This is a genomic window from Aquitalea sp. FJL05 (genome assembly GCF_003852595.1).
Lineage (GTDB): Bacteria > Pseudomonadota > Gammaproteobacteria > Burkholderiales > Chromobacteriaceae > Aquitalea > Aquitalea aquatilis.
Map to the genome: position 1 here is coordinate 36,902 of NZ_QAJS01000004.1, position 25,415 is coordinate 62,316.

Here is a 25,415-nt window from a genome sequence, read left to right on the forward strand (position 1 = left end):
TTCAGGACTCCTGTGGCTGAGCGGCGACGGACTGCTTGCGTGCTTCGATCTGGCCCACCATGCGCAGATAGCTGTCTTCATCCAGCTGGTAGAGCAGCACGAATAGCAGCGCGAGCACGAACATGGCGGCGGGGATCAGGGTCATCATCAGGGCGATCCAGTCTTGCGCCCGCGGCGTGATATGGGCGGCGTCGTAGCCGGCATACTGCAGGATCAGCCCGGCCAGCCCGCCGGCAATGGCCATGGCCACCTTGGTGATGAAGTTGAAGTAGCCGTAGATGGCGCCCTCGGTGCGTACATGGTGCTTCCATTCGGCGTACTCCACGGTGTCGGCCACCATGGCGTACATGCAGACAAATATGCTGCCCATGGCGGCGCTGTACACGCTGACGCAGGCCATGATGGCCAGCCTGCTGTCGCCCGCCAGCCAGTACTGGTAGGCCAGTGCCAACGCGCCGGCAGCCAGGGTGAGCAGGGTCAGTCTTTTCTTGCCCAGCCCGGCAATCAGCTTTTCCGAGGCAATGGTGCCGGCCACATTGGCCACGGTCTGGATGGCGAAAAAGCTGGCGGTGTAAGCCTCATCGCGCAAGACGTAGTTGATGTAGTAAATGGCGGCGGCCATCCACACGCTGTAGGCGATATAGGTAAACACGGTGAACATGGAGAGGTGAAACAGCGGCAGGTTTCCGGTGATGGCCTGCACCATCTGGCGCAGGCTGGGCGCTTCGTCCTTGTCCTGGTGGATGCGCTCCTTTGTCATGGCAAAGCAGGCGTAGAACAGCAGGGTGGCCAGTACGGCGAACAGGGCGATGGTGAGCTGGTAGCCGGTACGCGGATCGGCAAAGCGGCGAATCAGCTGGTCGGCATACACCGACACCACGAAGTAGCCCAGCGTGGCAAACACCATGCGATAGACCGACAGCGAGGAGCGCGACATGGCGTGCTGGGTCAGCATATTGTTCATGGCCGAATAGGGCGTGTTCACTGTGGTGTAGGCCAGGCAGTACACGGTGTAGCTGACCAGGGCATAGGCGAATTTGTAGCTGGTGTCCGGGGTGGTGAAGCACAGCACGGTCAGCCCACCCAGTGGCAGCGCGCCATACAAGAGATAGGGCCGCAGCTTGCCGTAGCGGCTGTGGGTCTTGTCGATGGCGTAGCCCAGCAGGATGTTGAACAGCGCGTCGACGATGCGGGCGATCAGGAAGATCAGGCTGGCTTCGCCGGCGCTCAGGCCAAAGATATTGGTGTAGAAAAACAGCAGGAACAGCGAGACGGCACCAAACGACAGATTGGACGCCATGTCGCCCAGTCCATAGGCTACTTTTTCACGCAGGCCCAGTTTGACATCGGCGGCGGACAGGGCGGGGGCAGACATGTGGTGGTTCTCCAGAGTAAGCCGGGCGTGGGGGAAGGCTGCCTGCCTCGGCGGGAATGGGCTCTACCTTAGCAGCGCTGCCAGGCTGTGCTCTGGCCATTCCGTTCTGGAAATTTCCGTTTTTTTAAGATGCCATTTCCATGTGGCAGACAAAAAAAATGCCAACCCGCAAAGGAGTTGGCCCGAGAGAGAGGGAAATCGCTAGCCGGCCACCATCTGGTGCGGTCTGCCGGCGTGAGGGTTTACTGGGTCACCGGTTTCTTCAGTACGCGCAGCATGACTGCAGTCAGCACCGTGCCCACCACCAGTGCCACCAGATAGGCACCCAGATTGGTCACCGCATTGGGGATGGGCAGCACGAACACACCACCGTGCGGCACTTTCAGCTCCACGCCCATGGCCATGGAAATGGCACCGGTGACGGCCGAACCGACCATCAGTGACGGAATCACCCGCAGCGGATCGCGTGCGGCGAAGGGAATCGCCCCTTCGCTGATGAAGGAAATACCCAGTACACCGGCAGCCTTGCCGGCTTCACGCTCGTCGGCGGTAAAGCGGTCGGCAAACAGCTTGGTGGCCAGGGCAATGCCCAGCGGCGGGGTCATGCCGGCAGCCATGACTGCAGCCATCGGGGTGTAGACCTGGCTGGCGATCAGGCCGGTGGCGAAGGCATAGGCTGCCTTGTTCACCGGGCCGCCCATGTCAAAGGCCATCATCGCGCCCAGAATGGCACCCAGCAGCAGGGCGCTGCTGCCCTGCATACTCTTGAGCGCTTCGGTCAGCATGGCCAGCAGGGCGGCTACCGGGGTGCCGATGACGTAGATCATCAGCAGGCCCACCAGCAAGGAGCCCAGCACCGGCAGGATCAGTACCGGCTTCAGGCCGTCCAGATTACGTCCCAGCTGGATTTTCTTGTTCAGCCAGTCGGTGCCGTAACCGGCGATGAAGCCAGCGGCGATACCACCCAGAAAGCCGGAGCCCAGGCTGGCGGCCAGCATGCCGCCCACCATGCCAGGGGCAATGCCCGGACGGTTGGCGATGGAGTAGGAGATATAACCGGCCAGAATCGGCACCATCAGCGCAAAGGCCGACTTGGCACCAATCTGGAACAAGGCCCAGGCCAGCGTGCCCTTGTGCGCGTCATCGAAGGCGTAGATGCCGCCCAGCGCAAAGGCCAGGGCAATCATGATGCCGCCGGCGGTGACGAAGGGCAGCATGAAGGACACGCCAGTCATCAGGTGCTTGTACGGGCCGCTACGTTGTTCACTTTGGCTGGCGGCTGCCGGTGTCGCGGCAGACTGACTGGCACTGGCCTGGCTGGCCGCATGCGGTTTTGCTTCGGCAATGGCGCGGCGCACCAGGTTTTCGCCATCGTTGATGGCCGGCTTGGTGCCGCTGGAGAACAGCCGTTTGCCAACAAAACGTGCCAGATCGACCTGGGTGTCGGCCGCGATGATCACCACATCGGCCAGACGGATTTCATCGGCAGTCAGGGTGTCCTGCGCACCGACCGAACCCTGGGTTTCCACGCGGATGGCGTGACCCAGTTTCTGTGCAGCTTGGCTCAGGCCTTCGGCTGCCATGAAAGTGTGGGCGATGCCGGTGGGGCAGGAGGTAATACCGACAATGCGCAGCGCGCTGCTGGCTGCAGGGGTGATCAGGCTGGCCTTGAGCTGGCCTTCGGCATCGGCCAGTACGGCTTCCAGCGACGTGAGCAGGGTGTGGCTGTTGGCAAAGCGCACGTCTTGCGCGGCAGCCTCGCCAAGCAGCAGCACGGCGTCGGCAGCGGCGATGGCGCTGGCGCTCAGCGGCTGTTGCACGCCCTGTGCGGTATGGATTTCCACTTCGATCTTGTGTCTCAGCTTGCTTGCCGCCTGCCGCAGGGCTTCGCCAGCCAACATGGCCTGGGTGCTGCGGTCTGGGGCTGCAATTACTGCCAGCAGGTTTGCCATTGTCTTTCTCCTAGTTTTGTCTGCCTGTTGTTGTTGCTTTGCTGATGATCTGCCGCGTGGCGGGGTGGGTGAGCGTTGCCTGCCCGCAGCATGATGGTTTAGGACAAGTGCTGTACTTCCACTTGCCGTGCCAGTTGTTCCACCTGGCTGCGTTCCGGCAGGTGCGGGCCGATGCGTGCCAGCTTGGCGGCGGCAAAGGCCACCGCCAGCCGGGCGCGGTCGGTGGCGCTCAGGCGGGCATGGCGGGCGGCACTGAGGCCGGCCACCAGCGCATCGCCGGCACCGACGGTGCTTAAGGGGTTTTGTACCGGAAGCCGGGCCAGCAGCGCCGGGCCGGCGTCCAGCACAAACAGCGCGCCTTGTTCGCCCAGCGATACCACCACTTCGCTCACGCCAGCCTGTTGCAGCTGGCGGGCGCAGGCCAGTACGTCTTGCAGGGTGGGCAGGGGGTGGCCGGCCCATTGTTCCAGTTCGTGGCGGTTGGGCTTGATGCAGTCCGGCAGGCTGGCGCGCGGCGCGGCCAGCGCGCTGGCTAGTGCCGGGCCGCTGCTGTCCAGCAGCACATGCGCGCCCCACTGGCGCAGCTTGCCAATCAACACCGGCAGCCGTTCCGGCTCCAGCCCTTGCGGCAGGCTGCCGGCCAGCACGATCTGGCTGCCCGGATTCACATCGGCGGCCAGCAGGGTGAGCAGGCGTTCCCATTGGGCTTCGCCCACCGTCAAACCCGGCAGGTTGATGTCGGTGGTGCTGGCATTGGCCAGGTCGGACAGCTTGATGTTGACGCGGGTATCACCGGCCACGCGAATGAAGCGGTCGGCAATGCCCTTGTCCTTGAACAGGGCTTCGAAAGCCTCGCTGTTATTGCGGCCCAGCAGGCCGGTGGCCAGCACCGGCAGCCCCCAGTCAGCCAGGCAGCTGGCCACGTTGACGCCCTTGCCACCGGCATTGCTGCTGCTGGAGCGCGCCAGGTTGACCGCGCCGGACTGAAAGTCGCGCACGCAGACGGTCTGGTCGATGGCCGGGTTCAGGGTAATGGTGATCAGCGGACTGTTCATGACAGCAGGCTCTGCAAGGCGCGCACTTCTTCGGCGCTATCGCAATCCAGCGCCTGCTGTGCCAGTTCGGCCAGCTTGGCAAAGTCGCTGTGGCGCAGACGGGCCTTGACGCTGGCGACGTCGCGCGGGCTCATCGACAGTTCGTTGACACCCAGGCCGGTCAGCAGGGCGGCACCGAAGGGGTCGCCAGCAATGCCACCGCACACGCCTACCCAGCGGCCATGCAGGGCGGCGCCCTGTACGGTCTGGTGGATCAGGCGCAGCACGGCCGGATGCAGGCTGTCGGCCTCTGCCGCCAGTTCCGGGTGCTGGCGGTCGATGGCCAGTGCGTACTGGGTGAGGTCGTTGGTGCCGATGGAGAAAAAGTCCACATGCTCGGCCAGCTTGTCGGCCAGGGTGGCGGCGGCGGGGACTTCCACCATGATGCCGATCGGTACCACCGGGGCTTCCAGCTCGCGGCGGATGCCTTCACACAAGCCCTTCAGGCGGGTGATTTCCTTGAGCGAGGTAATCATCGGGAACATGATGGACAGCGGCTGACCACCACGGGCGGCGCGGTACAGTGCGCGCAGTTGCGGTTCCAGCAGGTCGCGGCGGCGCAGCAGCAGACGGGCACCACGCATGCCGAGGAAGGGGTTCTCCTCGTGCGGCAGGTTGAGGTAGGGCACTTGCTTGTCGCCGCCGATATCCAGCGTACGCACGATCAGCGGACGTCCTTCCAGTGCCTGCAACATGCCCTGATAAGTGGCCAGTTGTTCTGCTTCGTCCGGGCTGTTGTCGCGCTCGAGGAACAGGAATTCGGTACGCATCAGGCCCACGCCTTCGGCACCGGAGGCAATGGCTGCCGCCACCTGGTCCGGGCGGTTGACGTTGGCGGCCACTTCCACGCGGTGGCCGTCGCGGGTTTCTGCCGGCAGGCTGCGCTGTTCTTCCTCACGTGCCTTGCGTTCGTTTTGCTGTGCCATCCACTCGCGGGCGGATTTGAGATCAAGCTCGCTCGGGCTCAGGTAGAGCCGGCCGCTCTGGCCATCCAGAATGGCGGGGGTGCCATTGGCTACGCCGAGCAGGCCGGGGCCGCCGGCAACCAGCGCTGGCAAACCCAGCGTGCGCGCCAGAATGGCAGTGTGCGAAGTGGGGCCGCCCTGTGCGGTGGCCAGGCCGACCACTTTGTCGGTATCCAGCCCGGCGGTGTCAGACGGCGACAGATCGCTGGCCAGCAAAATGCAGTTGTCAGGCAGCTCGGACAGGGTGGTGGCCTGCAGGCTGGGGTCGATCTTGCCCAGCACGCGGCGGCCTACGTCGCGCAGGTCGGCAGCACGGGCGGCCAGCAGCTGGTTGCCCAGCGCGGCCAGCCGGTCGGCCAGCCGCTCCACCGCCTGATGCCAGGACCAGGCCACGCCGTGGCCTTCCACCATCAACTGGCAGGACAGGGTGATCAGGTCGGTATCGCTGAGCAGCTCAGCCTGCGCCTTGAAGATGGCGGCTTCGGCATTGCCCAGACGCTGGGCGGTGTCTTCGGCCAGCTTGGCCAGTTCGGCGCGGGTTTCCGCCAGGGCGACATGCAGCTTGTCACCGGCTTCGGCCAGTGCCAGCGGGTGATCGGGAATGGCCGGCAGGCCGTGGGTGAGCACATGTACTCTGCCGATGGCCAGTCCAGGGCTGGCGCTGATGCCGGCCACTTCCAGCGGATGGCCGGGTGGCTGCCAGTTGTTTTCGCTGCGCTGGGCCTGGGCTTTTTGCGCGGCCAGGGCGGCGTCGGTCTGTTCCTGCGCGGTCAGGCGGCTCATCACGCCTTGCATGGCTTGCAGCAGGGCGGTGGCATCGTTGCCTTCTGCCGATACCACCAGCCGGTCGCCACGCTGCAGGCCCAGTTGCAGCAGGGAAATCATGTTCTTGGCGTCGGCCACATGGTGGCCGTGGCGTACCTGTACCTGCGCGGCAAACTGGCGGGCGGTTTCCACCCAGGCGGTGGCCGGACGGGCGTGCAGGCCGTTGGGGTAGTCCACCACCCATTCGAACTGTTCGGCCAGGTCGCCGGCTGCAGTAGCAGGCTGGGCCGGCGCGGCCGCGCTATCGGACAGGGCGGCGATCAGCTCTTGCGGATCGCTGGTGGCAAACAGCTGTTGCAGGCGGGTTTCGTCCTGCAGCAGGCGGGTGAGACGGCGCAACAGCTGGATGTGTTCGTCCGACTGGGCGGCAATGGCAAACAGCAGGTGGGTGACCTGACCCGGATTCCACTCCAGACCCTGCGGAATCTGCAGGATGGCGATGCCGGTGCGCTTGATCAGGTGGCGGTCTTCCACCATGCCGTGCGGAATGGATACGCCATGACCCAGAAAGGTATTGGCCACGGCTTCGCGGGCCAGCAGGCTGTCGATATAGGCGGCATCGATGCAGCCGGCGCGGGCCAGCAGCTGGCCGGCCTGGCGGATGGCGTCTTCCTTGTTGGCTGGTGCCGTGGCAAGGCAAATCAGTTCCGGATGGATCAGGTCGTGCGACATCGGGAGTGGTCTCCTGTGTACTGTTATTTTGCTGCATCGCACCCAAGAAGGGGCGGTGCTGGCTATTGTCTGGCGTTGTGTTGATGGCATTGAAATCGATTACACAACACCTGTCAATATTGATCGTAGATCATCTTGATAAAACAACATCGAACTTGCTAATGATCCTTGTAATTAAAGGCTTGCAAAGCTTTTTGACTTGATGCAGGATCACGACAATCTGACTGAAAACGATTGCAAAATGACCGTACGCATCAAGGATGTTGCCCTGGCTGCCGGTGTTTCGGTAGCCACGGTGTCACGTGCGCTGGGCGATGGCCCGGTCAGCGATGAACTGCGCAAGAAGGTGGAGGCCGCCGTGGCCGCCACCGGCTATCTGCCCAATCTGTCGGCGCGGCGGCTGCGTTCGCAGCATAGCCACACCATCGGGCTGATTGTGTCGGATATCCGCAACCCCTTCTTTACCGCAGTCAGCCGGGCGGTGGAGGACGCGGCCTACGCCGTGGGCATGCGCGTCATCCTGTGCAATACCGATGAGAACCCGCAAAAAGAAGCCATGTATTTGCGGCTGATGCAGGAGGAGCGGGTGACCGGCGTGATTTTTGCTCCCACCCGTGCCACGGCGCAGAAACTGGACCCGCAGCAACTGGGCTTTCCGGTGGTGCTGATCGATCGTGCCGCACCACCCGGCCACGCCGATGCTGTGGTGCTGGACAATGCCGAGGCGGCCAGCCTGCTGGTGGAGCATCTGCTGGCACAGGGTTATCGCCGCATCGGCGGCCTGTTTGGCAACACCAGTACCACCGGGGCGGAGCGTCATGCCGGGGTGCTGGCCGCCATGCAACGGCACGGTTTGCAGGCCGAAGCGCGCTTTATCGCGCCCACGCCGGAGGCTGCCGAGCAGGCCATGCGTACCTGGCTGGGCGAACCGGCCGTGCCGCAGGCGCTGATCGCCAGCAATGGCCTGGTGCTGCTGGGCATGCTGCGCGGCGCCCGTGCCACTGGCATTGCCATCCCGCAACAACTGGCGCTGGCCGGTTTTGACAATGACAACTGGACCGAACTGGCCGGACCCGGCCTGACGGTGATCGAGCAGCCGGTGTACGACATCGGCCGCACCGCCATGAATATGTTGCTGGAGCGGCTGCAAGACCCGGCACGCAGCGCGCGCAAGGTGGTGCTGTCTGGGCGGCTGGTGGTGCGCGGCTCGACTGCTGCTTAGCCAGACTGCTGAATGGGTGGCGACCAGCCCTCATCACGTGACAATGACAATGGCCTTGATCATGATGTATGCATGATGAGGCCATTTTTTTATCCAGCGTGTCTTTGCCCGTGCTCGGGCTGGCTTGGCTGGCGTCTATTTCTCGTGAGTGATGACATGTCAAAGATGAAATATCAGCAGCTGATTGTCCGCGCCGTGCTAGGCCTGCCGCTGCTCATGGCGCAGCCGGCCTGTGCTGACACGGCCGATGATGCCGACAGCCATTGGGCCAGTAGTGAGCCTGCAGGCTGCAAGGTGTGGATTGATGAGCAGCAGGAGGCATCAGCCAGTCGCCAGATCAAATGGACTGGGGCCTGCCAGAATGACAAGGCGGTGGGTAAGGGCAGCCTGACGGTGACCGATGACGGCAAGGAGCGGGTACATTTCGATGGCGAGATGCTGGAGGGCAACTACCATGGCGACGGTGTGCTGAAGACTGCTGACAAGGATGATGTTTGTACTGTCCGCAGCAGTTTTGTGCGCGGCGAGATGGAAGGGCAATTCGAGGAAAGTTGCCAGTCCGGAACACGGTTTGCAGGCCGTGCGCATCGCGGACAGCTTGCCGGATTTGGCCGCGTATCGCTGCCGCGTGGTGCCTACGAGAGCCTGGTTGCAGATGCCCAGAAGCGCCGGCTGGGTGCATGGCAAGGTCAGTTCTTCCTGATCTCCGGCTGGTGGGAAGGTGGTTCCCCACAATTATCCTGTGCCAGTGAAGCCGCCTGCCTCCCTTTGGTGGAAAAACGCAAGGCGGCCTTTGCCCAGCAAGCCCGGCGCGAGGCCAAGGCGGGTGTCCGTCCTTATCTGCTCATGATGCAAAGTACCGAGGGTGATACGCCGATGAGCGGGATGCCCTATGCCTGGAGTGCTGCTGGCGGCAAGCTGCTGTCGCGCGGCGTGGTCGATAGCAAGGGGCGTGCCTTTATTGTCCCCGACCCCGCCGGCGGGACAAGCTATCGCATGAGCTTGCCCAGTGGATATTTTTGGGAATGGGAGGTGCCGGCCGAGTGCTGGCAGCGCCCGGTAAAAGCCCTGCAGGCCTGCATGCAACAGATTCGTTCCGGTAGCACCGGGGATGATGAATTCCGCGCCCAGCAGAACGCTGAAGCCAAGGAACAAGCGCTGTTCAAGGAAAAAGTGCGCGCGTGGACGAAAGCGGCCCAGAACGACCCGGCAAGCAGTATCGACGCTATCTTGGCGGAGCATCGCAAATGGTCGGCCTTGCCGCAGGCCACGATCAGCAGTCGGGCGTTTACTTGCCAGACTTATCAGCCTGCCCTGAGCTTGCAAGCTGAGCTGGCTTTTGCCGAGGCTGCCACCCTGCCTGCAGGTAACCATCAGAAACTGGCCTATGTCGAGGCGGCGCAGCTGGGTAATTGGCGTGCAGCCGCCAGGCTGGTATCGCTGATGCTGGACGACGAAATGTGGGAGGACGCCATGCCGATGATCCAATGGCTGGCCAGCCAGCAGGTTCCCGCTGCTTACAACAAACTGGCCGACGTGTTGCAAATCCAGAGCAGCTACGACGGCGAGACGGCAAGTCCACCAGCGCTGTCTTTAATCGAAAGCCTGCGCTGGCGTGCAGCCCTGCAGGGTGACCCAGTGGCGCAAATCAAGATGGCCAGGTGGGCCCGTGCCAATCAACAGGATGATTTGGCAGACAGCCTGCGGGATTGTGCTGTACGTCAGAATCCCGAACTGGCTGAATAGCGTGTGTGCCGGGTGAGCGCAGGCTCTGGCTCAGCCTGGCAGGGTGATTCTAGTGCGTTTCCTGCCGGGCAAAGCGCTGCTCCAATCCATCCAGCAGCAACCGCGTCTTGGTGGGCAGCAAGCTGCGATTGGGTACCAGTGCATAGGTTTTCAGCGCAGGCAGCTTCCAGTCGGGTAGTACGGTTTGTAGTTGGCCACTGGCGACAGCCTGGGCAGCGAAATTGCAGGAGACCAGACAAGCTCCACGCCCGGCAATGGCTGCCTGCAGGCGCAAGCCAGCATTGGCCGTTTGCAGATGCAGCGCCTGGCGCAAGGCGTAGTGGCTACCGTCAGCATGCTGGAATACCCAGGGCAGGGCGCTGGCAGCGCCTAGCAGGGGCCAGTCCTGCAGTTGTGATGGGTGTTGTGGCCTGCCGCGTGCAGCCAGCAATGACGGTGCGGCAAACAGGCCTTGTTGCAAGGTGTACAGGCGCTTGCCCAGTTGACTTGAGTCGGGCAAGGGCTGGCTGGTCATTACAAAACTCAGGTCATGTCCGCTGCTCAGCGGGTCGGTCTGATTGCTGATGACGTCCACTTCGATATGCAGGCCCGGGTGTGCCTGCATGATGTCGCACAGTACCGGGCTCAGATGCAAGCTGGCGAATTCGTAAGGCGCTGCAATGCGCAGCGTGCCGCTGAGCGGGGCCTCGGCCACACCTTGCAGGTGGTCGGCCACATCTTCCAGCCGGGCAAATAGCGGGCTGATTTCCTCCAGTAAATGAAAGCCGGCCTCGGTCAGCCGCAGTTGGCGGGTACTGCGTTCCAGCAAGCGTGTACCCAGCTTTTGTTCCAGCCGTGTCAAGGCAGTGCTGACTGTTGATTTGGGCAGTTGCAGCCGTTCTGCGGCGCGACTGAAACTGCCCAGCTGCGCAATGCAGCTAAACAGATACCAGTCATTCCAGTCGTTTGTACGTGACATTGAATAATCATTTCAATTTTGACGGTTTATTCAAAATACCATGGTCTTTATAGTCAGCGCGATCCATCCAAGCTCAAAGCGCCTACCCGAATGAATGCATACCCCGTGCTGTTGCAAGCCCATCCCGAATGCCGTCCATGGCAGGTGAGATTGTTTGGCCTGACGCTGGGCCTGGTCACCGGGGCCGACTTTGTCGCCGTCAGCATGATGGGGGTGGCCGGTGGCGCGATTCAGGGCGGGGTGTCGGCGGCTCCGCAGGAATATCTGTGGGCGCTGACCAGCTTTGCCGTGGGGGCGGTGCTGGTCAATCTGTTGCTGGGGCGGTTTGCCACCCTGATCAGTTATCGCCGCTATACCCAGTGGGCATTGTTGCTGTTCATGGCTGGCAGTGTGGGCTGTGCCCTGGCCGAGGGCATTGCCAGCCTGGCGCTGGCGCGGCTGTTTCAGGGTTTGGGCGGCGGCGGGTTGTTTACCGCCTCGCGCATTCTGCTGCAGCTGGTGGCTCAGCCAAGAGAACGCAAGCCCTTGATGTACGGTTTTCTGCTGGGTCTGTTCAGCCTGGCTGGCATCTCGCCCTGGTTGTCTGCCCTGTTGGTGGAAGACTGGGGCTGGCAGGCCATTTTCTGGTTGCAGGCGGCGTTTGTGCCGGTATTGCTGCTGCTGGTGCGGCTGAGCTATCCACGCCATGCCGGAGCGCCGACCCGCATGCAGGCTGGCGAACTAGACTGGGTTGCGGTGGCGGCTGTGGGCTTAGGGGCCTTGCTGGTCTTGCATACGCTGGAGGATTTGCGCTTTTTGCGCTTGGCGGCCCGGCCCGGCATGTGGCTGGCCTTGCTGGGTGGTACATTGTTGCTGGGGCTGGCCTGGCGGCGCAGTCACACCCATCCCGACCCCTGGTTGCAACTGCATGCGCTATTGCGCCGCCGCTATCTGATGGGGCTGGCCTTCTATGCCCTGTATTACCTGTGTAACGGTATCTGGTCCTACCTCTTGTCCACCTTGCTGCAGCGCGGGCTGGGCTTTGATTTTGTCACGACCGGCAGGGTCATCAGCCTGGGTGGCATGGTGACGGTCGCGATGGCGCTGGTCTATCTGTATGCCAGCCGCTGGCTGACCCGCCGTCACCATCTACTGGCCATTGGCTTTGCCTTGCTGGCGCTGTGTTGTCTGTGGCTGGCGCAGGCGGCCATGCCGGGGGCGGCGCTGGCCAATCTGTTGCCGGCCATTCTGCTGCATGGGCTGGTGCCGATCTTGTCGGTCTTGCAGATTGCCGCCATGACTTATGCCGAGGTGCAGGTCGAAGACTTTGCCCATGCCTATCAACTGAAAAACATCATGCGTGAGCTGGCGGGGGCCTTGGGAACCGGTCTGGCCACCCTGCAGCTGCAAGCCGGCGAGGCCGAGGCGCGGCTGTCGCTGCTCGGCCGGCTGGATGGGGTGACGTTGCGGCAGTGGGAGGGAGGGGCGGATGCGGCGAGTCTTGCGCAGTTGTCGACGCAAGTCACCCAGCAGGCGGTATTGATCGCCAGTGATCATGCCTTGCTATCATTGGCTGCGCTGGCTGGCTTGGCGCTGCTGCTATCGCTGTGGCAGCGCGATCTGCGCTGAGAGCACAGGCAATAAAAAAACCCGGCATGGCCGGGTTTGGTAGGGTGGAATCGTTCAGGGACGCAGCGGCCCGGTCAGGCGGGTAAGGGTGTCATCCTTGACGAAGCGGTGGTGCCATACGGCGGCTGCGGCATGGAAGATGGCCAGCCATAGCAACATATTGCCCAGCGCTTCGTGAATTTCTTTCAGGTTGCGGGCGGTTTCCTTGCCGACGTTGAACAAGATCGGCAAGGTGCTGCCCAGCAGCACCACGTCCTTGCCATTACCCTGCACGATGGCGATGCCCAGCAGCGGCAGTGCGATCATCAGGCCATACAGCAGCCAGTGTGCGGCATGCGCCAGCAGCATGGCCGCCGGTTGCGGTGCCGGGGTGATATCCGGCACACGGTTGGCCAGTCGCCACAGCAGGCGCGGCAGGACCAGCAACAGGACAATGACGCCAGCCTGGAAGTGGCCGGACTTCAGAAAGTCACGCAAGGGGCTGCCCTTGGGGGCGATGTCCTTGAATTCGATAAAGGCCAGTGCCGCGATGACTGCCAGCGCGCCCAGCCAGTGAAAGGCACGGGCCAGACGGCCGTAACTGTGTTGTGAATTTTTTAGCATGATGGTCCCTTCAGCGTGGGGAGTGTCCGGTTTGATCTGGCCGCATCATAGCCAGACAGTATTAAATCAGACTTAATCTTGCGCCGTGCTGTTGTCATTGTGCAAGGCAGCGCGAATCACGCCACATTTGTCGGCCGGCTGCCAGCCTGCCGGTTTCAGCACCTTGCCATCGGCACGCCGCACCACCTTGCCCTCTATCTGCTTGCGCAGATTGGCCTGATGAATGGCATCAGTCATGGCCTCCAGCGGCATTCCCTGTGATAGCAGCAGGCCAGTCAGCACATTCAGTACATCCACGCCCTCGGCAGTCAGCTCGGCCATGCGGCGCACTTTTTCGGCGGGGTCGCAGTTTTCCAGTTGCTTGAATTCTTGTAGCGCATGCAGGAATTCGGCCATCTCTTCCTGCAGCATGTTTTCCCACATCGGCAGGGTGTCCGGGTACAGGCCGGGCTGGCTGGGAGCGGGCAGGTCAAAGCGCTGCATGAAATCGCGACGCAAGTGATAGGGATTTGTCATTATATGGTGATATTTTGTGAATTTATTACTGTATATTGTGGTTTTTGTAGTGTTGCTTGGCAAGCAGATTATGCCGTGGAAATGAAAAACGCCCGCTGGGGCGGGCGTGATGATTTGTGGCTAAGGCCCCAAATCAGGCGGTCAGGGTAGCCAATACATCGAAATAGTCGGGGAAGGTCTTGGCCACGCATTTCGGGTCATTGATGATGACCGGAACGCCCAGCAGCGAGACCAGCGAAAAGCACATGGCCATGCGGTGATCGTCGTAAGTGTCGATCTCGGCATCGGCGGTCAGGCTGGCCGGCGGGGTGATGCGGATGTAGTCCTGCCCCTCTTCCACGATTGCACCGACCTTGCGCAGCTCCGTTGCCATGGCTGACAGGCGGTCGGTTTCCTTGACGCGCCAGCTTTCGATATTGCGCAGGGTGGTGGTGCCATCCGCTGCCAGTGCGGCGATGGCAATGGTCATGGCGGCGTCCGGGATGTGATTCAGGTCGACGTCGATAGCCTTGAGCTTGCCGCTGGCTGCCGCCTCGATCCAGTTGTCGCCCATGGTGATGGCAACCCCCATCTGGTGCAGGGTGTCAGCAAATTTCACATCACCCTGGATGCTGTTATTACCCACGCCCTCTACCCGTACCGGACCACCAGCCAGTGCGCCAGCCGCCAGGAAGTAGGAGGCGCTGGAGGCGTCGCCCTCGACATGGACTTCGCCCGGCGAAATATAGTGTTGGCCACCCGGAATCACGAAGCGCTGCCAGCCCTGGCGCTCAACGCGCACACCGAAGCGTGCCATCAGGTTGAGCGTTATCTCTATATAGGGTTTGGAAATCAGCTCGCCGACCACTTCGATGGTGACGGTTTCACCGGTCAGCGGCAACGCCATCAGCAAGGCGGTCAGAAACTGGCTGGAAACATTGCCCTTGACCGGAATTACTTCACCGGCGCGCAGGCTGGCCGGGGCAATGGCCAGCGGCGGATAGCCGGGATTGCCCTGATAGCTGATTTCGGCACCGGCAGCGCGCAAGGCGTCCACCAGATCGCCAATCGGCCGTTCATGCATGCGGGCCACGCCAGACAACTGGTAATTACCCTGCATCAGCGCCAATGCGGCGGTCAGCGGGCGAAAGGCGGTGCCGGCATTGCCCAGAAACAGGTCGGCGCTTTTGACCGGAAACTCACCACCCACGCCTTGTACCCGGAAGTCACGGCTATTGCCCAGCTGCTCAACGCTTACGCCAAGCAGGCCCAGTGCGGCCAGCATGTGGCGGATGTCATCCGAATCCAGCAGGTCACGCACCAGCGTCGTGCCGCTGGACAGCGCAGCCAGTAGCAGGGTGCGGTTGGAAATGCTTTTGGAGCCGGGCAGCTTGATGGTGCCGGCAAGGTGCGGAGTCGGAGTAAGGCGGAGCTGTTCCATGGCGTTGCGTCGAGTCTCTGTAGGTGTCGTGAAATTGTCCGGGTATTGTCATCACGCGCGCTCAGGTTGCTGCAGGCAGGGCTGGCGGGCGTTGCGGCCTATCACTGTAAAGGGCAGCGGGGTAACGTGCAAACTACAATCTTGCCGTCTTGCTGCTTTGTCTGTTGCGCTGCGGCAGAAAATCCTGCCAAAGCCGTTCCTGCCACTTGGCGACTGCGTTAAAATCAACGGTTTGGCGACGGTTCAGCTCGTCGTCGTGTGCTACAGGATGCAAGTCAAGCCCATGTCAGTTCCCGTTATCACCATCGACGGCCCTTCCGCTTCCGGCAAGGGTACTGTCGCCGCCATCGTTGCCCAGCGCCTGGGCTTTCATTATCTGGACTCCGGCTCGCTCTATCGCCTGCTTGCCCTGCATGCGCGCAAGCAGGATGTGGCATGGGATGCCGAGCAGCCTCTGGCCGAGCTGGCCACTACCTTGCCGGCGGCTTTCGAGCAAGGGCGAGTGTGGCTGGATGGCAACGATGTCAGCGAAGACATCCGGGCAGAAGAAATCGGTATTGGCGCATCGAAAGTGGCGGCCCTGCCAGCGGTACGCGCCGCGCTATTGCAGCGACAACGTGATTTTGCCGTGATTCCGGGCCTGGTGACCGATGGCCGCGACATGGGTTCGGTGGTGTTTCCGCAGGCTGCGACAAAGATTTTTTTGACTGCCAGTGCCGATGAGCGTGCAGCGCGCCGCCATAAGCAGTTGATCGGCAAGGGGGAATCTGCTAACCTTCCACGGATTCTGCAGGACATTATCGATCGGGACACGCGCGATGCGGCCCGGGCGGTAGCGCCGCTGCGCCAAGAGCCGGACGCCTTTCTGCTCGACACCACGGAGCTCACCATCGACCAGGCGGTCGAAACGGTACTTCGTTGCTTCGGGCAGTCCCAGGCCTCCGGCATATGATTTTTTAAAGGGCAACGCTTGCTGCACTGCAAGAAGCGCCCTGTGTTCAACCCTAACCCCGCACGCCGCAAGGTGTGCACCGAGAGTAAGCTTGATGACTACCCTCTCTATGGAAAACTTTGCCCAGCTGTTCGAAGAAAGCCTGACCCTTCACGACATGCGCGTGGGCGAGGTGATCACTGCCGAAGTCGTTGCAGTTGATTCCAACTTCGTAACTGTAAATGCCGGCCTGAAATCTGAATCCCTGATTCCGGCCGAAGAATTCAAGAACGACGAAGGCGTTGTTGAAGTTGCCATCGGCGACTTCGTGACTGTTGCCATCGACGCGCTGGAAAACGGCTTTGGCGAAACCAAGCTGTCCCGTGAAAAAGCCAAGCGTCTGGCTGCATGGGTTGAGCTGGAAGAAGCGCTGGAAACCGGCAAGATCCTGTCCGGCCTGATCAGCGGCAAGGTCAAGGGTGGCCTGACTGTTATGGTCAACGGCATCCGCGCCTTCCTGCCGGGTTCCCTGGTTGACGTGCGTCCGGTGAAAGACACCACCCCGTACGAAAACAAGAACATCGAATTCAAGGTTATCAAGCTGGACCGCAAGCGTAACAACGTGGTTGTTTCGCGTCGTTCGGTTCTGGAAGAAACCTTGGGCGAAGAGCGCAAGGCTCTGCTGGAAACCCTGAAAGAGGGCGCCGTTATCAAGGGTATCGTCAAGAACATCACCGACTACGGTGCGTTTGTTGACCTGGGCGGTATCGACGGCCTGCTGCACATCACCGACCTGGCATGGCGTCGTGTGAAGCACCCGTCCGAAGTTCTGGCTGTTGGCGACGAAGTCGAAGCCAAGGTCCTGAAGTTCGACCAAGAGAAGAACCGTGTATCCCTGGGTCTGAAGCAACTGGGCGAAGATCCGTGGGTTGGTCTGTCCCGTCGCTACCCGGCCAGCACCCGTCTGTTCGGCAAGGTAACCAACCTGACCGACTACGGCGCCTTCGTTGAAATCGAACAAGGCATCGAAGGTCTGGTACACGTGTCCGAAATGGACTGGACCAACAAGAACGTACACCCGTCCAAGGTTGTTCAGGTTGGTGATGAAGTTGAAGTCATGATCCTGGAAATCGACGAAGACCGTCGTCGTATCTCCTTGGGCATGAAGCAGTGCCTGGCCAACCCGTGGAACGAGTTTGCTGACAACTTCCACAAGGGTGACAAGCTGAAGGGCGCCATCAAGTCGATCACCGACTTCGGTGTGTTCGTTGGCCTGCCGGGCGGTATCGACGGCCTGGTTCACCTGTCCGACCTGTCCTGGAACGAAACCGGCGAAGATGCCGTGCGCAAGTTCAAGAAGGGTGACGAGGTTGAAGCCGTTGTTCTGTCCATCGACGTGGAAAAAGAACGCATCTCCCTGGGCATCAAGCAACTGGAAGGTGATCCGTTCAACAACTACGTTGCCATGAACGACAAGGGCGCTCTGGTCAAGGGTACCGTGAAGGCTGTTGATGCCAAGGGTGCAGTTATCTCCCTGGACATGGACGTTGAAGGCTACCTGCGTGCTTCCGAGCTGTCCCGTGACCGCGTGGAAGATGCCCGTACCCTGCTGAAAGATGGCGAAGAAGTGGAAGCCGTGATCATTGCCGTGGATCGCAAGTCCCGCAATATCAGCCTGTCCATCAAGGCCAAGGATGCTCAGGAAGACAGCACCGCCATGAAGAACCTGTCGGTTGACAGCGCTTCGGCTGGTACTACCAACCTGGGTGCTCTGTTGAAGGCCAAGCTGTCCGGCTCCAACGAGTAATTGCATCATGACCAAGTCTGAGCTGATCGCGCGGCTGGCAGAACGTCTTGCCGAGCGCAATTCTCAGTTGGTCTACAAAGATGCTGAGCTGGCTGTCAAAACCATTCTGGATGCGATGGCCAGCAACCTGGCACAGGGTAGCCGCATTGAAATCCGCGGCTTCGGTAGCTTCGACCTGAACTACCGTCCGCCCCGTGTGGGCCGTAACCCGAAATCAGGTAGCAGTGTCTCGGTTCCTGAGAAATATGTGCCGCATTTCAAGGCCGGCAAGGAATTGCGCGAACGGGTGGATCTGTCCCTGCTGGAGCAGACCCAGGCCTGATCGCCGCGAATCCCGGTCTAGCAAGCCAAATCAAAGCGCCGCTTTTGCGGCGCTTTTTCTTTGTTTGACTCTCCTCTTGCTTGGGTTGCAGCACACTATCGTTTAAACTTGCACTCCGGTAACCCTCTCCGAGTAAAGAGCATGCGCTACATCGTGCGTATCATCGAATTGGCCCTGCTGGTTTTCCTGATTGCCGTCACCGTGCAAAACAGCCACATGGTCGAGTTCAAGCTGTTCTTCGGCCAGTCCTGGTCGGCACCGCTGATTGTCTTCCTGCTGGTGTTCTTTGTTGCAGGCGCTGCTGTCGGATTGCTGGCCACCTTCTCCTACTATCTGCGCATGCGCAAGGAGCTGTCCCAGCTCAAGAAGGAATTGCGTAACCGTCCGCCCAGCAGCAAGGTCGCCGTCGATCCCAGCGACGCACTGGCCGACTAGGCCCAGTCTGTTCAGACCCTGCCGCCTTACGCGCGGGGTCGGCCTCTTACTCTCCTTGAAGGAAGCACTCTTTGGAACTGGATTTGTGGTGGCTGCTGCTATTCCCGGCCTTCTTCGGTCTGGGCTGGCTGGCTGCGCGGGTAGACATGCGCACCGTATTGAAGCAGGCCAAGTCGGTTCCCACCGGCTTTTTCCGTGGTCTGGATGCTCTCGTTGATGACAAGACCGACATCGCGGCGCGGGCTTTGGCCGAGGTATCGCGCCAGCAGGGTTCCGCACCGGAACTGCAACTGACGCTGGGCAAGCTGTATCGCAAACGCGGCGAGAACGACCGCGCCATTCGTCTGCATCAGCGCATGCTGGAATCGTCCGACCTGCCTGCCGAACAGCGTGACATCGTGCGCAACGAACTTGCACAGGATTTTCGCAAGGCTGGTCTGGTGGATAGGGCCGAAGAAATCTTGCTGAAACTGTTGGGCGGCAATATGGCGTTGGCAGCGCGACGCCAGTTGCTGGATATCTACCAGCAGGATCGCGACTGGAAAAAAGCGATTGAAACCGCCAAGGAGCTGCGCAGCGACGCCCACTCTTTTCAGCATGAAGTGGCACAGTTTTTCTGCGAACTGGCTCAGGGCGAGCTGTACCGTTCCAATTATCCGGCCGCCCGCACCCTGGTGGCCGAGGCCATGCAGGCCAATCGCAAATGTGTGCGCGCCAGCCTGATTCTGGGCGATATCGAATTTGCCGAAGGCAAAATCGAAGCCGCCATTGCGGCATGGCAAAACATCGAGAAACAGAATTACGAATACTTGTCGATGGCGGCAGAACGCTTGTTCGACGCCTACGAGAAGCTGGACAAGCCGCAAGAGGGCATTGCCCTGTTGCAGGGCTACCAGAAGACTTTCCCGCAACTCGAGCTGACCGACCTGTTGTATCAGAAGCTGTCGGCCTACGAGGGCGAGGAGCGGGCGCTGGAAGTGGCCCGTCAGTCGGTACATGCCCGTCCCAATCTGATGGGCGTTTACCGCCTGATCGAAGCGCAGATGGACGAGCTGTCGCCAGAAGGGCGGATGGATGCCGAAGTGGCCCGCGCCCTGATCCAGAAACATGCAGCGCGCCTGACAGTGCACCGCTGCAAGTGTTGCAATTTCCGCTCGCGGGCCTTCTTCTGGCATTGCCCCGCCTGCGGCGAGTGGGAAAGCTTTACGCCCAACCGCTCGGAAACTCATTGATCGCATTCAGGAGAAGACATGAATCCGCTAATTGCCGCCGGTCAGGACCTGCAACCGGCATCTCCTGTCGTCGTGGCGCTGGATTTTGCCGATGCGCCGTCGGCCCTTGACTTTGCAGCCCGCCTCGACCCGCAACAATGCCGGCTCAAAGTGGGCAAGGAATTGTTTACCTCGACCGGGCGCGGCCTGGTGGAAAGCCTCGCCGCGCGAGGCTTTCAGGTATTTCTTGATCTGAAATTCCATGATATTCCCAATACCGTGGCTCATGCCTGCAAGGCTGCGGCCGAGGCCGGCGTGTGGATGGTGAATGTGCATGCCTCCGGTGGCCGCCGCATGATGGAAGCGGCACGCGAGGGCCTGGCACAATACAGTCAGCGTCCGCTGCTGATTGCTGTGACCGTGCTCACCAGCATGGAAGCGGCTGATCTGGCTGAAATCGGCATTAGCGCCTCGCCGCAGGAGCATGTATTGCGGCTGGCGACACTGACCCGTGATTGCGGTCTGGATGGCGTGGTGTGCTCGGCACAGGAAGCGCCCATGCTCAAGGCCGCGCTGGGCAAGGCATTCCAGCTGGTTACCCCGGGTATCCGCCTGGCTGATAGCGCTGCCGACGATCAGCGCCGGGTGATGACCCCGGTGGCAGCATTGGAGGCCGGTGCCGATTATCTGGTGATCGGTCGCCCCATCACCCGTGCCGATGTGCCGCTGGATGTGCTGCGCAAGATCAACCGCGATATCGCGCTTTACCGGGCAGAACAGGCATGAAAATTACCGTTGTCGGTTCCGGCTATGTTGGTCTGGTGACCGGTACCTGCCTTGCCGAAGTGGGCAACCATGTGCTGTGTCTGGATGTAGACCCGGCCAAGATTGCCACTTTGCAACAAGGTGGCATTCCCATTTACGAACCCGGTCTGGACGACATGGTGCGGCGCAATGTCGAGGCCGGCCGTCTGTCGTTCACCACGGACATCCCCGCCGCCGTTGCCTTTGGCGAAGTGCAGTTCATCGCCGTGGGCACCCCGCCGGATGAAGATGGCTCCGCCGACCTGCAATACGTGCTGGCGGCCGCCCGCAATATCGGCCTCTACATGAGCGAGCCCAAGGTGGTGGTGGATAAATCCACCGTACCGGTTGGCACGGCCGACAAGGTCAAGGCGCAGATCGCCGCCACCCTGGCGGAGCGCGGTGCCGACATCGCCTACAGCGTGGTGTCCAACCCGGAGTTTCTGAAAGAAGGCGCGGCGATCGAGGACTTCATGAAGCCCGACCGCATCGTGGTCGGTGCTGAAGATGAGCGTGCCATCGAGCTGATGCGCCGCCTGTACGCACCATTCCAGCGTAATCACGACCGCATCCTGTTCATGGATGTACGCTCGGCCGAACTGACCAAATACGCCGCCAACGCCATGCTGGCTACCCGTATTTCCTTCATGAACGAGCTGGCCAATCTGGCTGAAGATCTGGGTGCCGACATCGAGCTGGTGCGGCGCGGTATCGGTTCCGATCCGCGCATCGGCTATCACTTTCTGTATCCGGGGGCCGGTTATGGTGGCTCCTGCTTCCCGAAAGACGTCAAGGCACTGGTGGCCAGCGGTCGCGAACAGGGCCACGCCATGCGTGTACTGACGGCTGTGGAAGAGGCCAACGAGGCACAAAAACGCCGGCTGGTGGACAAGCTGGTCAAGCGTTTTGGCGATGACCTCACGGGTCACCATTTTGCGCTGTGGGGCCTGGCCTTCAAGCCGAATACCGACGATATGCGTGAGGCTTCCAGCCGCGTCATCATCGCCGAACTGATCCGCCGTGGCGCAACGGTTGCCGCCTATGATCCGGTCGCTGCCGATGAAGCGCGCCGCGTCATGGGTGATCTGCCGGGGCTGCGTTTTGCCGACGACATGATGTCTGCCCTGCATGGGGCGGATGCCTTGCTGGTGGTCACCGAATGGAAGATGTTCCGCGCGCCGGACTTCGACGCCATCAAGGCCAGCCTCAAGCATCCGGTGATTCTGGATGGCCGCAATATGTATGATCCGGCCTGGCTGCGCGAGCTGGGCTTCGACTATCAGGCGATAGGACGCTAAACCGTATGAATCTGTTGCAAGAACTGGGGCTGGATGGAGCCACGCTGAGTGCCGATCTGGCCCGTGCTCGTGTGCTGGTGGTGGGGGACGTGATGCTGGACCGTTACTGGTTTGGCGATGTCTCGCGCATTTCGCCGGAAGCACCGGTACCGGTGGCTCGCATCGGCCGCATGGAAGAACGCGCCGGCGGCGCTGCCAATGTGGCGCGCAATATCGCCAGCCTGGGTGGCAAGGCTTCCATCCTGTCGGTGGTGGGCGATGACGAGGCAGCCAGCGCGCTGGAGCGACTGATGCTGGAAGACGGCATCACCACCTTGCTCAAGCGTGATGCGGCCATTTCCACCACCATCAAGTTGCGAGTGGTGGCGCGCCAGCAGCAATTGATCCGGCTGGATTTTGAAGATGCCCCCAGCCGCGAAATCCTGGCGGACAAGCTTGAACAATACCAGGCCGTGCTGGCCGAGCACGATGTGGTCATCTTGTCCGACTATGGCAAGGGTGGCCTCACGCATGTGACTCGCATGATCGAACTGGCACGTGCCGCGGGCAAGCCGGTGCTGATCGACCCCAAGGGCGATGATTATGCCAAGTACGCCGGCGCCACCCTGCTGACACCGAATCGCAGCGAGTTCAAAGAGGTGGCCGGCAGCTGGCAAAACGAAGAACAGCTGATTGCCAAGGCCCAGGCCTTGCGTACCGAACTGCAGCTGGACGCCCTGCTGGTGACCCGCAGCGAAGAGGGCATGACCTTGTTCCGTGCCGAAGGCGCCTTGCATCAGCCTACCTTCGCCCGCGAGGTGTACGACGTGTCCGGCGCGGGGGACACGGTGATCGGCACCATGGGTCTGGCGCTGGCCGCCGGGCTGACGCTGCCGCTGGCCATGAGTCTGGCCAATGCCGCTGCTGGCATTGTGGTGGGCAAGCTGGGTACGGCAGTTTGCACGCAGCAGGAATTGTTTGCTGTTTAACGCTGGCCGCAAGGCAGGAGTATGCGCATGACGACAGTACTGGACGAGGTAGTGCAATGCTGGTTTGGCGGCAATGCGCCAGAGCAGATGCAGCAGCCGCAAGCCAAGTGGTTTCGCAAAGACCCTGACTTCGACCAGCTGCTGCAGCAGCGCTTTGCCGGTACGTGGCAAGCGGCCATGGCCGGGCAACTGGCCATGCCGTCGGCAGCTGAGCCGCTGGCGTTGCTGGGCTATATCGTCCTGACTGATCAGCTGTCACGCAATATGTATCGCGACACCGCCCAGGCTTTCGCCAGTGATGCACTGGCCTTGGCTGCGGCACGCCAGCTGGTTGACGCTGCGGCTGACCAGGTTTTGCCACCAATGGCACGGGTGTTTGCCTATCTGCCTTTCGAACATAGCGAGCAGCTGGCCGACCAGGATGTGTCGGTGGCGCTGTTCCAGACGCTGGCGGCCTATCCGCACAGCGCCGAATTTATCGACTACGCCCAGCGGCATCGCGACATTATCCGGCGTTTTGGCCGTTTCCCTCATCGCAATGCCCTGCTGGGTCGCCCCAGTACTCCGGAAGAGCTGGCCTTTTTGCAGCAGCCCGGCTCCTCCTTCTGAAAGGACGCACAATGACTATCGTGGTTACCGGCGCCGCCGGCTTTATCGGTTCCAATATCGTCAAGGCGCTGAACCAGCGCGGCATCACCGACATCATCGCCGTGGACAACCTGACCTCCGGCGACAAGTTCCGCAATCTGGTGGACTGTGAAATCGCCCACTATCTGGACAAGCATGATTTTCTGAATCTGCTGCTGGAAGGCGAGTTCGAGGGCGAGATCAGCGCCATCCTGCATCAGGGTGCCTGCTCCGATACCATGAACCACGATGGCAAGTACATGATGGACAACAACTATCAGTACACCCTGGCCTTGTTCGATTACTGCCAACACGAGGAAATCCAGTTCCTGTTTGCCTCCAGTGCCGCCACCTATGGCAAAGGCTCCATCTTCAAGGAAGAGCGCCAGTACGAAGGCCCGCTCAACGTTTACGGTTATTCCAAATTCCTGTTCGACCAGGTACTGCGCCAGCGCATGAAAGAAGGCCTGTCTGCCCAGGCCGTAGGTTTCCGCTACTTCAATGTCTACGGTCCGCAGGAACAGCACAAGGGCCGCATGGCTTCGGTGGCCTTCCACAACTTCAACCAGTACCGTGAGCACGGCAAGGTCAAGCTGTTCGGCAGCAACGATGGCTGGGGCAATGGCATGCAAAGCCGCGACTTTGTCTCGGTGGAGGACGTGGTCAAGGTCAATCTGTACTTCCTGGATAATCCGGGCAAGAGCGGCATTTTCAATCTGGGTTCGGGCCGTGCCCAGCCTTTCAACGATGTGGCGGTGTCCACCGTCAATGCCTGCCGTCGCCACGAAGGCAAGCCGGCCCTGAGCCTGGACGAGCTGGTGGCACAGGGCATCATCGAGTACATCGAATTCCCCGAGGCGCTCAAGGGCAAGTACCAGAGCTTTACCCAGGCCGATATCGGCAAGCTGCGCGATGCTGGCTACAGCGCACCGATGTTGACCGTGGAGCAGGGCGTGGATCGCTACGTGGACTGGCTGATCAGCCGCTGATTGCTGCCAGCCATCCCGAAACCGCCATGCCTTGTGCTGGCGGTTTTTCATTGCCAGCCTGTTGCAGCTTGGTTATTTGATTAGAAATAACGGTTCGACTGCCTCTTAGCACCAGGTCGTATAATGGCGCTCTGCCAAGGAGACTCACTGTGTACAAGTATCTGGAAGACTTCGTCGGCCATACGCCGCTGGTTCGGCTCAAGCGCATGCCGGGGGACAGCAGCAATGTGGTGCTGCTCAAGCTGGAAGGAAATAATCCGGCCGGCTCGGTCAAGGACCGGCCTGCGCTGTCGATGATTCGCCGTGCCGAAGTGCGTGGTGACATCAAACCGGGGGATACCCTGATCGAGCCTACCAGTGGCAATACCGGCATTGCGCTGGCCATGGCAGCGGCGATGATGGGCTACAAGATGATCTTGCTGATGCCGGAAGGCTCCAGCGCCGAGCGCGTGCAAACCATGCGCGCCTACGGTGCCGAGGTCATTCTGACCCCGAAAGAAACTTCCATGCCGGGAGCCATCGACGAAGCGCACCGCATGCAGCGTGCCGGGCTGGGGGTGATTCTGGACCAGTTTGCCAACCCGGATAATCCGCTGGCGCACTATGAAAGTACCGGGCCGGAAATCTGGGCGGACACCCAGGGCCGGGTCACCCATTTTGTTTCCAGCATGGGCACTACCGGCACCATCATGGGCAATAGCCGTTATCTGAAAGAACAGAATCCGGCCATCCAGATCATCGGCGTGCAGCCGGAAACCGGCAGCCAGATTCCCGGCATCCGCAAATGGGAAGACGAGTATCTGCCCAAGATCTGCGACTTCAGCCGTATCGATCAGCTGATTCATGTGTCGCAACAAGAGGCGGAAGACACCGCCCGCCAGCTGGCGCGGGAAGAAGGTATTTTCGCCGGGCCGTCCTCAGGTGGCGCACTGGCGGTAGCGCTGCGGCTGAACCAGCAACTGGAAAACGCGGTGATTGTGTCCATTGTCTGCGATCGTGGCGACCGCTATCTGTCCACCGGGCTGTTTCCTTTATAAGTTTTCTACCGTAATACAGTGAAGCAAGTG

General features: G+C 61.1%; 22 protein-coding genes. 14 read left to right on the forward strand and 8 right to left on the reverse strand.

Going from position 1 to position 25,415, the window contains the following annotated elements; all coding sequences use genetic code 11:
• Position 1: 1 nt before the first annotated feature.
• The 4 genes from DBR44_RS03155 to ptsP form a co-directional block, all read right to left on the reverse strand.
• On the reverse strand, positions 2–1,375 hold the full coding sequence (locus tag DBR44_RS03155; RefSeq protein ID WP_124641993.1) for an MFS transporter: 1,374 nt from the start codon (positions 1,373–1,375) through the stop codon (positions 2–4).
• A 242-nt stretch (positions 1,376–1,617) separates the two neighbouring features.
• Positions 1,618–3,327, reverse strand: a complete 1,710-nt coding sequence (locus DBR44_RS03160) for a fructose-specific PTS transporter subunit EIIC (RefSeq protein WP_124641995.1) — start codon at positions 3,325–3,327, stop codon at positions 1,618–1,620.
• A gap of 98 nt (positions 3,328–3,425) precedes the next feature.
• Complete coding sequence (gene pfkB, locus DBR44_RS03165; protein ID WP_124641997.1) at positions 3,426–4,382, reverse strand: 1-phosphofructokinase; 957 nt, start codon at positions 4,380–4,382, stop codon at positions 3,426–3,428.
• On the reverse strand, positions 4,379–6,883 hold the full coding sequence (gene ptsP, locus DBR44_RS03170; RefSeq protein ID WP_124641999.1) for a phosphoenolpyruvate--protein phosphotransferase: 2,505 nt from the start codon (positions 6,881–6,883) through the stop codon (positions 4,379–4,381). The genes pfkB and ptsP overlap by 4 nt, the downstream gene beginning before the upstream one ends.
• Before the next feature lie 241 nt (positions 6,884–7,124).
• Here ptsP and DBR44_RS03175 point away from each other — a divergent pair, with 241 nt between their 5' ends.
• Together DBR44_RS03175 and DBR44_RS03180 are read left to right on the forward strand one after the other, a co-directional pair.
• Positions 7,125–8,105 carry a LacI family DNA-binding transcriptional regulator gene (locus DBR44_RS03175; protein ID WP_124642001.1) on the forward strand — a complete coding sequence of 327 codons (981 nt, stop codon included), beginning with the start codon at positions 7,125–7,127 and terminating at the stop codon, positions 8,103–8,105.
• Between the two features lie 156 nt (positions 8,106–8,261).
• Positions 8,262–9,851, forward strand: a complete 1,590-nt coding sequence (locus tag DBR44_RS03180) for a hypothetical protein (protein WP_124642003.1) — start codon at positions 8,262–8,264, stop codon at positions 9,849–9,851.
• 49 nt (positions 9,852–9,900) lie between these two features.
• Here the strand turns inward: DBR44_RS03180 and DBR44_RS03185 are convergent, their stop codons facing one another.
• Entirely contained in the window at positions 9,901–10,809 is a 909-nt protein-coding gene (locus tag DBR44_RS03185) for a LysR family transcriptional regulator (RefSeq protein ID WP_124642005.1), read from the reverse strand.
• Positions 10,810–10,899: 90 nt separating this feature from the next.
• On the opposite strand from DBR44_RS03185, the gene DBR44_RS03190 reads away from it, so the two are divergent.
• Positions 10,900–12,417: an MFS transporter gene (locus DBR44_RS03190; RefSeq protein WP_124642007.1), complete on the forward strand. Its 1,518-nt coding sequence runs from the start codon at positions 10,900–10,902 to the stop codon at positions 12,415–12,417.
• 54 nt (positions 12,418–12,471) lie between these two features.
• Here the strand turns inward: DBR44_RS03190 and DBR44_RS03195 are convergent, their stop codons facing one another.
• The 3 genes from DBR44_RS03195 to aroA all read right to left on the reverse strand — a co-directional run bounded on the left by DBR44_RS03195 (position 12,472) and on the right by aroA (position 14,956).
• Positions 12,472–13,020, reverse strand: a complete 549-nt coding sequence (locus DBR44_RS03195; RefSeq protein WP_124642008.1) for a cytochrome b — start codon at positions 13,018–13,020, stop codon at positions 12,472–12,474.
• A gap of 72 nt (positions 13,021–13,092) precedes the next feature.
• Positions 13,093–13,536, reverse strand: coding sequence for a nucleoside triphosphate pyrophosphohydrolase family protein (locus DBR44_RS03200; protein WP_124642010.1), 444 nt, complete (start codon positions 13,534–13,536; stop codon positions 13,093–13,095).
• A gap of 133 nt (positions 13,537–13,669) precedes the next feature.
• Complete coding sequence (aroA, locus tag DBR44_RS03205) at positions 13,670–14,956, reverse strand: 3-phosphoshikimate 1-carboxyvinyltransferase (RefSeq protein WP_124642012.1); 1,287 nt, start codon at positions 14,954–14,956, stop codon at positions 13,670–13,672.
• 283 nt (positions 14,957–15,239) lie between these two features.
• On the opposite strand from aroA, the gene cmk reads away from it, so the two are divergent.
• The 11 genes from cmk (at position 15,240) to cysM (ending at position 25,385) form a co-directional block, all read left to right on the forward strand.
• Entirely contained in the window at positions 15,240–15,908 is a 669-nt protein-coding gene (cmk, locus tag DBR44_RS03210) for a (d)CMP kinase (protein ID WP_124642014.1), read from the forward strand.
• 94 nt (positions 15,909–16,002) lie between these two features.
• Positions 16,003–17,694, forward strand: coding sequence for a 30S ribosomal protein S1 (gene rpsA / locus DBR44_RS03215; protein ID WP_103525166.1), 1,692 nt, complete (start codon positions 16,003–16,005; stop codon positions 17,692–17,694).
• 7 nt (positions 17,695–17,701) lie between these two features.
• The gene (locus DBR44_RS03220) at positions 17,702–18,016 is read left to right on the forward strand and encodes an integration host factor subunit beta (protein WP_045846200.1); all 315 of its coding nucleotides are present in this window, start codon (positions 17,702–17,704) and stop codon (positions 18,014–18,016) included.
• 141 nt (positions 18,017–18,157) lie between these two features.
• Positions 18,158–18,451, forward strand: a complete 294-nt coding sequence (locus DBR44_RS03225; protein ID WP_103525165.1) for a lipopolysaccharide assembly LapA domain-containing protein — start codon at positions 18,158–18,160, stop codon at positions 18,449–18,451.
• Between the two features lie 71 nt (positions 18,452–18,522).
• Positions 18,523–19,683, forward strand: coding sequence for a lipopolysaccharide assembly protein LapB (gene lapB, locus DBR44_RS03230; RefSeq protein ID WP_103525164.1), 1,161 nt, complete (start codon positions 18,523–18,525; stop codon positions 19,681–19,683).
• 18 nt (positions 19,684–19,701) lie between these two features.
• Positions 19,702–20,448, forward strand: coding sequence for an orotidine-5'-phosphate decarboxylase (pyrF, locus tag DBR44_RS03235; RefSeq protein WP_124642016.1), 747 nt, complete (start codon positions 19,702–19,704; stop codon positions 20,446–20,448).
• Positions 20,445–21,764 carry a UDP-glucose/GDP-mannose dehydrogenase family protein gene (locus DBR44_RS03240; protein WP_124642018.1) on the forward strand — a complete coding sequence of 440 codons (1,320 nt, stop codon included), beginning with the start codon at positions 20,445–20,447 and terminating at the stop codon, positions 21,762–21,764. The genes pyrF and DBR44_RS03240 overlap by 4 nt, the downstream gene beginning before the upstream one ends.
• 5 nt (positions 21,765–21,769) lie before the next feature.
• On the forward strand, positions 21,770–22,732 hold the full coding sequence (rfaE1, locus tag DBR44_RS03245; RefSeq protein ID WP_124642020.1) for a D-glycero-beta-D-manno-heptose-7-phosphate kinase: 963 nt from the start codon (positions 21,770–21,772) through the stop codon (positions 22,730–22,732).
• Positions 22,733–22,759: 27 nt separating this feature from the next.
• Complete coding sequence (locus DBR44_RS03250) at positions 22,760–23,341, forward strand: DUF924 family protein (protein ID WP_124642022.1); 582 nt, start codon at positions 22,760–22,762, stop codon at positions 23,339–23,341.
• 11 nt (positions 23,342–23,352) lie between these two features.
• On the forward strand, positions 23,353–24,348 hold the full coding sequence (gene rfaD, locus DBR44_RS03255) for an ADP-glyceromanno-heptose 6-epimerase (protein WP_124642024.1): 996 nt from the start codon (positions 23,353–23,355) through the stop codon (positions 24,346–24,348).
• A gap of 149 nt (positions 24,349–24,497) precedes the next feature.
• On the forward strand, positions 24,498–25,385 hold the full coding sequence (gene cysM, locus DBR44_RS03260; RefSeq protein WP_124642027.1) for a cysteine synthase CysM: 888 nt from the start codon (positions 24,498–24,500) through the stop codon (positions 25,383–25,385).
• Positions 25,386–25,415: the final 30 nt, after the last annotated feature.